This window comes from Deltaproteobacteria bacterium (assembly GCA_016183175.1).
GTDB lineage: Bacteria > UBA10199 > UBA10199 > UBA10199 > SBBF01 > JACPFC01.
The window spans coordinates 23,192-31,145 of the sequence record JACPFC010000025.1 but is presented as its reverse complement, the minus strand read 5'-3'; the positions used below and the strand labels follow the sequence as shown (position 1 = coordinate 31,145).

Genomic DNA, 7,954 nt, shown 5'->3' with positions numbered 1-7,954 from the left:
TCAAGGACATCGAAAAAACGATGCAACACCCAAACGCGGTGAAGGATGGTCTTGGCCGCCTGCGCGTCGGCGCCGCCGTCGGCGTGGGAAAAGACGGCTTGGAGCGAGCCAAGGCATTGTACCGCGCCGAGGTCGATCTGGTGATTGTCGATACGGCGCATGGCCATTCCGAAATGGTGCTGGAGACGGTGGCGGAAATAAAAAAACTCCTCCCCGATCTGCAGGTGGTTGGCGGAAACGTGGCCACCGCGGAAGCCACCTCCGATTTGATCGAGGCGGGGGCCGATGCCATCAAGGTGGGGGTGGGGCCCGGCTCCATCTGCACCACCCGTATCGTGACCGGCGTGGGGGTGCCGCAGATCACGGCGGTCCAAAATTGCGCCGAGCCGGCTGTCAAGGCGGGGGTCCCGATCATTTCCGACGGTGGGGTCAAATTTTCGGGCGATATCGTGAAGGCGCTGGCGGCAGGGGCCGACACGGTGATGATCGGCTCGCTGTTTGCCGGAACCGATGAGGCGCCGGGAGAGCTTGTCCTCTATCAGGGGAGGAGCTACAAGGTTTACCGCGGCATGGGGTCGCTTTCGGCCATGAAAGAAGGGGGAAAGGAACGCTATTTTCAGGCCGACGTGGAGGAGGAGACGAAATTTGTGCCGGAAGGGATCGAGGGGCGGGTGCCGCACAAGGGGCCGCTCGCTTCGAGCCTCTATCAGATGGTTGGGGGGGTTCGATCGGGCATGGGATATCTGGGATGCAAGACGATCGACGAGATCCACAAAAAGGCGCGGTTCGTGCAGATTTCGTCCGCTGGTTTGAAGGAATCCCATGTGCATGATGTGATCATCACCAAAGAGGCGCCGAACTACAACCTGGGATAAATACGTGCCTGGGGACCCGCGTGCCCGGGTTCCCGCGTAAACACGGGCACCCAAGCACTCAGGCACACGGGTACACGGGCACTCAGGCACACAGGCACGCTTCGATGAACAAAGTCCTCATCCTCGATTTCGGTTCCCAATACACCCAACTCATCGCCCGGCGAATCCGGGAACAAAAAGTTTACTGCGAGATACATCCCTGCACCCTGCCCGTTGAAAAAATCCGCGACTTTAATCCCAATGCCCTTATCCTTTCCGGAGGACCGGCCAGCGTCTTGGCCAAAAAGTCGCCCAAGGGCGACCCCCATTTGTTTGATCTTAAAATTCCCGTTCTGGGCATCTGTTACGGTCTTCAATTGATTATCCATCAAATGGGGGGGGCGATTATCCCCGCCAAAAGGCGCGAGTATGGCAGGGCTCAACTGTGGATTCGTGACGGTTCCAATCCCCCCTCACCCCCCTTTGACAAACCTGTCCGCCAGTTGTGTGGCGGAGGGGGGGCAGGGGGGATTTCAGAGGAGGCCGGCGGAATAGCCGGATCAGTCCTTTTCGAAGGAGTCAAAAATGGAACGATCGTCTGGATGAGCCATGGAGACTCGATCGAAAAGATTCCGGCCGGTTTTCACATAACCGGGGTCACCGACAATAAAATCGTTGGCGCCATTTCCAACCCCGAAAAAAAAATCCACGCCCTCCAATTTCATCCCGAGGTGGCCCACACGCAGGAAGGAACCCGGATACTCAAGAATTTCCTGTTCGAAATCTGCGGTCTAAAGCCTGATTGGAACATGCATTCCTTCATTCAACGATCGGTTGAAGAAATTATGGATAACATTAAAAAAGAAAAGGTTATTTTAGGTCTTTCAGGAGGGGTCGATTCATCGGTGGCGGCGGTTTTGATCCACCGGGCCATTGGCGACCAGTTGACCTGTATTTTTATCAACAACGGTCTTCTCCGGAAAAGCGAAGCCGAGAAGGTGAGGAGTCTCTTCACAAAGTACTATCCCATCAGACTCAAATATGTGGATGCGTCGGGGCTTTTTTTAAAGGCGTTGAAAGGGGTGATCGATCCGGAAAAAAAGCGGAAGATTATCGGAAGGCTCTTTATCAAGGTGTTTGAAAAGGAGGCCAAAAAAACAAAAGGGGCCGCCTGGCTGGCGCAGGGGACCCTTTATCCCGATGTGATTGAGAGCGTCTCGTTTAAGGGGCCGTCGGCGGTGATCAAAAGCCATCATAACGTCGGCGGGCTCCCCAAAAAGATGGGATTGAAGCTTTTGGAGCCGTTCCGCGAACTTTTCAAGGACGAGGTCCGTCGGCTCGGCCGCGATTTGGGAATGCCGGATGAAATCATCAACCGTCATCCGTTTCCCGGGCCGGGGCTGGCCATCCGCGTGATCGGCGCCGTGACCAGACAGAGGCTTGACCTGCTCCGCTCCGCGGATGCTGTTGTGATGGAAGAGATCAAAAGGGCCGGTTTTTACGAGTACCTCTGGCAGGCCTTTGCCGTTCTATTGCCGGTGCAGTCGGTCGGCGTGATGGGGGACGAACGAACCTATGAGAGCGTCTGCGCCCTGCGGGTGGTGAAGAGTCAGGACGGGATGACGGCTGACTGGGCCGATCTCCCGCACGAACTGCTCGGCCGAATCGCGAGCCGGATTATCAATGAAGTAAAGGGGATCAACCGCGTGGTCTACGATATCACCTCCAAGCCGCCGGGGACGATTGAGTGGGAATAATTTTACCAACGGCATGAAAAAAAGATTTTATCTGTGGCTGGTTATCGCTTTTATTCTTGCCGGCCTGGCAATATGGATTGCCTATGAATATCTGGTTATCCCCTGCGGCAAACCGGGGATTTATAATTGCCAACCGACCCCCGTCTGCGTGGAATTCGACCCTGCGGGGAATTGCCGGAAGTGGGAGATGAGATAGATCAAGCCGATCCGATCCATTCTGCCGGGGAGGAGCGTTTTATAACGGTTGGGCAATCCGGAAGGGGAATGACAGTTGTTGTTGCGCATACCGATAGAGATGGTACAATCAAGATTGTCAGCGCGCGACCGGCGACTAAAAAGGAAATACGAGATTATGAAGAAAAGTAAAAAGACCCAAAAATGGAGAATGCTTCCGGAATACGATTTCCATGGGGGAGTGAGAGGCAAGTACGCCGGGAGATACGCGAGGGGGACCAATGTTGTCGTCCTTGAGCCCGACGTGGCCAGAAATTTCCCCGACTCGCGATCCGTCAACAAGGCTCTTCGGGAACTTTCCCATTTTATCCGCCAACAGGCCAGGGAAGCACATTTGGTTTGATGCCCTTCGTTCACCTCCACAACCACACCGAATACTCACTCTTAAACGGCGCCATCCGCATCCCCGATCTGGTGGCCAAAACCAGGGCATTCGGCATGCAGGCCGTAGCGATGACCGATTACGCCAACATCTTCGGGGCGGTTGATTTTTTCAGCGAGGCGCAAAAAAAGGGGATCAAGCCGATTATCGGTTGTACCGTCTTTTTGCCGTCACACGACCAGCATACCTTGAAACAGCACCGCAGGGGCATCGACCACCTCTGGCAGGTCGTTCTGCTCATTCTCGACAAACAGGGGTATAAAAATTTGTGCAGGCTCCTCACCGTCAGTTGCCTCGAAGGCTTCTACTACAAGCCCCGCGTCGATATGGCGCTTCTCAAAGAATATAACGGGGGGCTTATCTGTCTCTCCGGAGGATGGGGGAGTCCGGTCAATCATGCCCTGTTCGAGGGCCGTCACGACCTGGCGGGCGAACAGATGCAAAAATTTGCGCAAATTTTTCCGGACCGGTTTTATGTTGAACTGCAGGAAAACGGCGTGGAAGGCCAGCATGCGGCCAATCTGGAGTTGATCGATGTCGCCACAAAAGAAGGGATCCCCGTTGTGGCCACCAACAACTGCCATTATCTCGCCCGCGACGATGCGGAGGCCTTCGAGGCCCTTTTGTGCATTCAAACGGGGGCGACGCTTCATGGGGTCAATGATCGGCTTAAATTCTCCACGGACGGGTACTATTTCAAAAATGCCGAAGAGATGAAGGCCGATTTCGAATACTGTCCCGAGGCGCTGGAACAGACGGGAAAAATCGCCGAGCGGGTGGATTTCAGGTTCGATCTGAAAAACTACTATTTCCCCCGGTTCGACCCGCCGCCGGGAAAGACACTGGACGAGTATTTGGAAGAGGAGGCGGCCCAAGGGTTGAAAGACAGGTGGTCCGAGATACTCAAGCATCGGGGTGTCACGGATGCCGGGTCGCCGGAGCTTAAGGGTCAGTACGAGGCTCGGCTCCGGTATGAGCTCGACATGATCAAAAAAACCGGTTTTGCCGGTTACTTCCTGATCGTTTCGGACTTCATCCGTTACGCCAAAAAAACCGGGATTCCGGTGGGGCCGGGGAGGGGGTCGGCCGCTGGATCGTTGACCGCCTACTGCATCCAGATCACCGATATCGACCCGATCCCCTACGATCTCCTCTTTGAACGGTTTTTGAATCCCGAGCGGATCAGCATGCCGGACGTCGACATCGACTTCTGCATGAACGGTCGCGACGAAGTTCTTAAATACGTCGCCAAAAAATACGGGAACGTGTCGCAGATCATCACCTTCGGCAAAATGAAGGCCCGAGCGGTCATTCGCGATGTCGCCCGCGTGATGGATATCCCCTACGAACAGGCCGACAAAATCGCCAAACTGGTTCCCAATGCCATAAACATCACTCTGGACGAGGCGGTCAAACAGGAGCCCCGGCTTAAAGCCTCGATCGAGTCCGATCCGCAAATGAAACGATTGATGGAAATCGCCCGGAGGCTGGAGGGATTGAACCGCCACGCCTCCACGCATGCGGCCGGGGTGGTGATTTCCGACAAGCCGCTCACCGAGTTTCTCCCGCTCTACAAAGGAGGGAACGACGATATCGTCACCGGCTTTGACATGAAGGCGGTGGAAAAAATCGGGCTGATCAAGTTCGACTTTCTCGGCCTTAAAACGCTCACCCTCATCCGGAACACCCTGCAGATCATCAAACGGACCCGCGGTCTTTCACTCAATATTCTCGATATTCCGCTAAACGATCCGAAGGTCTACGAGCTGATTCAAAAAGGGGATTCCGCGGGGCTGTTCCAGCTCGAGAGTGCGGGAATGAAGGATTTGATGGTGCGGTTCAAGCCTTCCACCTTCGAGGACATCATCGCCCTGGTGGCTCTCTATCGTCCCGGACCCCTCGGTTCGGGGATGGTGGACGATTTCATCAACCGAAAGCACGGCAAAACCCCGATTGTCTACGATCTTCCCGACTTAAAACCGATTTTGGAAGATACCTGCGGCGTCATCGTCTATCAGGAGCAGGTGATGCGGATCGCCTCGGTTCTGGCCGGCTACTCGCTGGGAGAGGCCGACATTCTGCGTCGGGCCATGGGGAAGAAAAAGCCGCAGGAGATGGCGGCGCAAAAAATCCGTTTCTTGCAGGGGTGCCTGGAGCGCAAAATACCGCGGGCCAAGGCGGAAAAAATTTTCGACCTGATGGCCAAATTCGCCGAATACGGCTTCAACAAATCGCACAGCGCCGCCTATGCCCTCGTCTCCTACCAGACCGCCTGGCTCAAGACCCATTTTACCGTCGAATACATGGCGGCCCTCCTCACCATCGAAATGGCCGATACCGACCGGATTCTTTATTATATTGAAGACTTGAAGGAACATGGAATCTGCGTTTTGCCGCCGGATATCAACGAAGGGTATTCCTGTTTTTCGGTGACAGGCCCGGCCGGTGCCGTCGGCGGCGGAAATGACGAAATCCGCTACGGCCTTGCGGCGGTTAAAAATGTGGGGGAGGGGGCCGTTGAATCGATTCTCTCGGCCCGGGAAAAAGCGGGGCGGTTTGAATCGTTTTCCCATTTTTGCGGGGAGATCGATTCCCGGAAGGTGAACCGCCGGGTTTTGGAGTCGCTGATCAAGTGCGGGGCCTTCGATTTGTTGGAGCCGAACCGCCGCGCCCTTTTTGAGATGATCGGCACGGCGGTGGAACAGGCGCAAAAAAGGCAGGAAGAGAGGCAGTCGGGGCAGACAAGCCTTTTTGGGCTCATGCAATCTTCTTCCGGCCTTTTGGGCGGGCCGGTCGGGCCTGCGTTCAAGCCGTGGACCGAGAGTGAAAAACTTTCATGCGAAAAAGAGGCCCTCGGTTTTTATTTTTCGGGCCACCCGTTAAAAAGCCATCAGGCCGAAATCCGCCGCATCGCGACAAGCGATACGCACCTTTGCCGTCAGCTTCCCGGCCAGACCCCCGTCACCTTGGCGGGGATGGTAAGCCAGCAAAGGGTGATCACCACCAAAAAGGGGACCCGCATGGCCTTTATAACCCTTGAAGATTTGAAGGGTTCCGTAGAGGTGATTCTTTTTTCCGATGTCTACCAGAAGTGCGCCGATATCCTGGGGGAGGATAAACCGCTGGTGATCACGGGGGCTATTGACCGGACCGACGAAGGTGTTAAGATAATAGCCAGAGAGGGACAACTCCTTACGAACTATATCGGCCTCAAAACGCAAAGCGTTCATTTCAAAATACCTTCCTCTCTTTTCACCGAGGATCGGATCCGCGATTTTCAACATATTCTCAAAGAACGGCCCGGGGCGTTAAAGGCCTTTGTCCATTTGATTCTTCCCGGCGACACGGAGACGGTGATGGAATTGCCGGAAGGAATCGGGATGGATGACTCCGAGGCCTTTTCAGCCCGGGTAAACGGCCTCTTTGAGGGAAAGGTGGTGGAATACAGGCAATAAATGCTGGAATCCAGAAAACAGGAGAGGGCGTTTCTGATCGGCGTTGTTTCCGGCCTGCGCGGCAAATGGGAGGCGCGCGAGTCGTTTGACGAACTTGGTTCGCTGGCGGATACGGCGGGGGCGCTTACGGTCGGTCGAACGATGGTCGAGGTGAGGGAGATTTCCCCGGCCACCTTTGTCGGGAGGGGCAAGGTCGATTGGTTGAAGGAAGAAATAAAACGGTGCAGAGCCGACATCGTGATTTTTGACGGCGAACTGGCCCCCACCCAAAACCGCAACCTCGATGAGGCGTGGGGCGTCCGCGTCATCGACCGGACAAGTCTGATCCTCGACATCTTTGCCCTCCATGCCAAATCCCGCGAAGGAAAACTGCAAGTGGAGCTGGCGCAATATCAATATTTGTATCCGCGGCTGGTCGGCGCCTGGAGCCATTTTTCGCGTCAACGGGGTGGCAACGCCACTGGTGGGGGAGGCGTGGGTTTGAGGGGGCCCGGTGAAACGCAGTTGGAAGTCGACCGCCGCCGGGTGAGGGAACGACTCAACCGGGTCAAAAGGGAGCTGGAACGGGTGGACAGCTCCCGCGAAATCCATCGGATGAAGCGCCAGTCGGTTCCCATCCCCACTATCACGCTGGTCGGATACACCAACGCCGGCAAGTCGACGCTCTTTAACGCTCTCTCCAACAGCAGTCAGTTGGTGGGGGACAAGCTCTTTGCCACGCTCGACCCCAAAACAAAAAAGATCAAACTCCCCTCGGGAAGGGAGGTTCTGTTGACCGATACGGTGGGCTTTATCCGCAATCTGCCGCATCAACTGATCGAGGCCTTCAAATCGACCTTTGAGGAGGCGCGGAAGTCCGATATGCTCCTCCATGTGGTTGATGCCACACATCCAAATTATCCGTCGCAGATCGATGTGGTGGAAAAGGTGTTTGAGGAGCTTGATCTCGATGTGATTCCCCGCATCAAGGTGATGAACAAGATGGATGCCGAGGGATTTCGATTTATGGGAAACGGGGCGCACACAATTCCGATATCGGCGACAGCCGGCCTCGGGTTGGATGATCTTTTCTTGATGATCGACAGGGTATTGGCCGAAACGCTTTCCCCCGTGAAACTTTTTCTCCCTCATCCGTACGGGCAGTTAATGGCCAGCCTTTACACCCACGGCCGGGTGCTCCATTCAAAAAATTCGGCGCGGGGGGTGGCGGTGGAAGTGGCCCTTCCCGAAAAATGGCAGAGAAAATTCGCCTCATATTCTGTGTGACATTCA

At 55.4% G+C, this 7,954-nt stretch carries 7 protein-coding genes; all 7 read left to right on the top strand.

Annotation, left to right across the window (positions count from 1 at the left end; translation table 11 throughout):
• A partial coding sequence (locus HYU99_03000; GenBank protein ID MBI2339323.1) for an IMP dehydrogenase occupies positions 1-875 on the top strand: 875 nt, incomplete at its 5' end.
• Positions 876-979: 104 nt separating this feature from the next.
• A complete protein-coding gene (gene guaA / locus HYU99_02995) occupies positions 980-2,611 on the top strand; it encodes a glutamine-hydrolyzing GMP synthase (protein MBI2339322.1) in 1,632 nt (543 codons plus the stop codon).
• Positions 2,612-2,624: 13 nt separating this feature from the next.
• Positions 2,625-2,807, top strand: a complete 183-nt coding sequence (locus tag HYU99_02990; protein ID MBI2339321.1) for a hypothetical protein — start codon at positions 2,625-2,627, stop codon at positions 2,805-2,807.
• Complete coding sequence (locus HYU99_02985) at positions 2,765-2,977, top strand: BrnT family toxin (GenBank protein MBI2339320.1); 213 nt, start codon at positions 2,765-2,767, stop codon at positions 2,975-2,977. Before HYU99_02990 ends, HYU99_02985 begins: the two co-directional genes overlap by 43 nt.
• Positions 2,964-3,188 (top strand): hypothetical protein, encoded by a 225-nt coding sequence (locus tag HYU99_02980; GenBank protein MBI2339319.1) that lies wholly within the window; start codon positions 2,964-2,966, stop codon positions 3,186-3,188. Before HYU99_02985 ends, HYU99_02980 begins: the two co-directional genes overlap by 14 nt.
• The gene (dnaE, locus tag HYU99_02975; GenBank protein ID MBI2339318.1) at positions 3,188-6,682 is read left to right on the top strand and encodes a DNA polymerase III subunit alpha; all 3,495 of its coding nucleotides are present in this window, start codon (positions 3,188-3,190) and stop codon (positions 6,680-6,682) included. Before HYU99_02980 ends, dnaE begins: the two co-directional genes overlap by 1 nt.
• Positions 6,683-7,948 (top strand): GTPase HflX, encoded by a 1,266-nt coding sequence (gene hflX, locus HYU99_02970; protein MBI2339317.1) that lies wholly within the window; start codon positions 6,683-6,685, stop codon positions 7,946-7,948. It abuts the gene before it with no gap.
• The last annotated feature ends 6 nt before the right edge of the window (positions 7,949-7,954 follow it).

Bases quoted from the DNA above. Each gene is read 5' to 3' on its own strand.
- HYU99_02980 (MBI2339319.1), top strand. From the start codon at position 2,964: ATGAAGAAAAGTAAAAAGACCCAAAAATGGAGAATGCTTCCGGAATAC.
- dnaE (MBI2339318.1), top strand. From the start codon at position 3,188: ATGCCCTTCGTTCACCTCCACAACCACACCGAATACTCACTCTTAAAC.
- guaA (MBI2339322.1), top strand. From the start codon at position 980: ATGAACAAAGTCCTCATCCTCGATTTCGGTTCCCAATACACCCAACTC.
- HYU99_02990 (MBI2339321.1), top strand. From the start codon at position 2,625: ATGAAAAAAAGATTTTATCTGTGGCTGGTTATCGCTTTTATTCTTGCC.
- hflX (MBI2339317.1), top strand. From the start codon at position 6,683: ATGCTGGAATCCAGAAAACAGGAGAGGGCGTTTCTGATCGGCGTTGTT.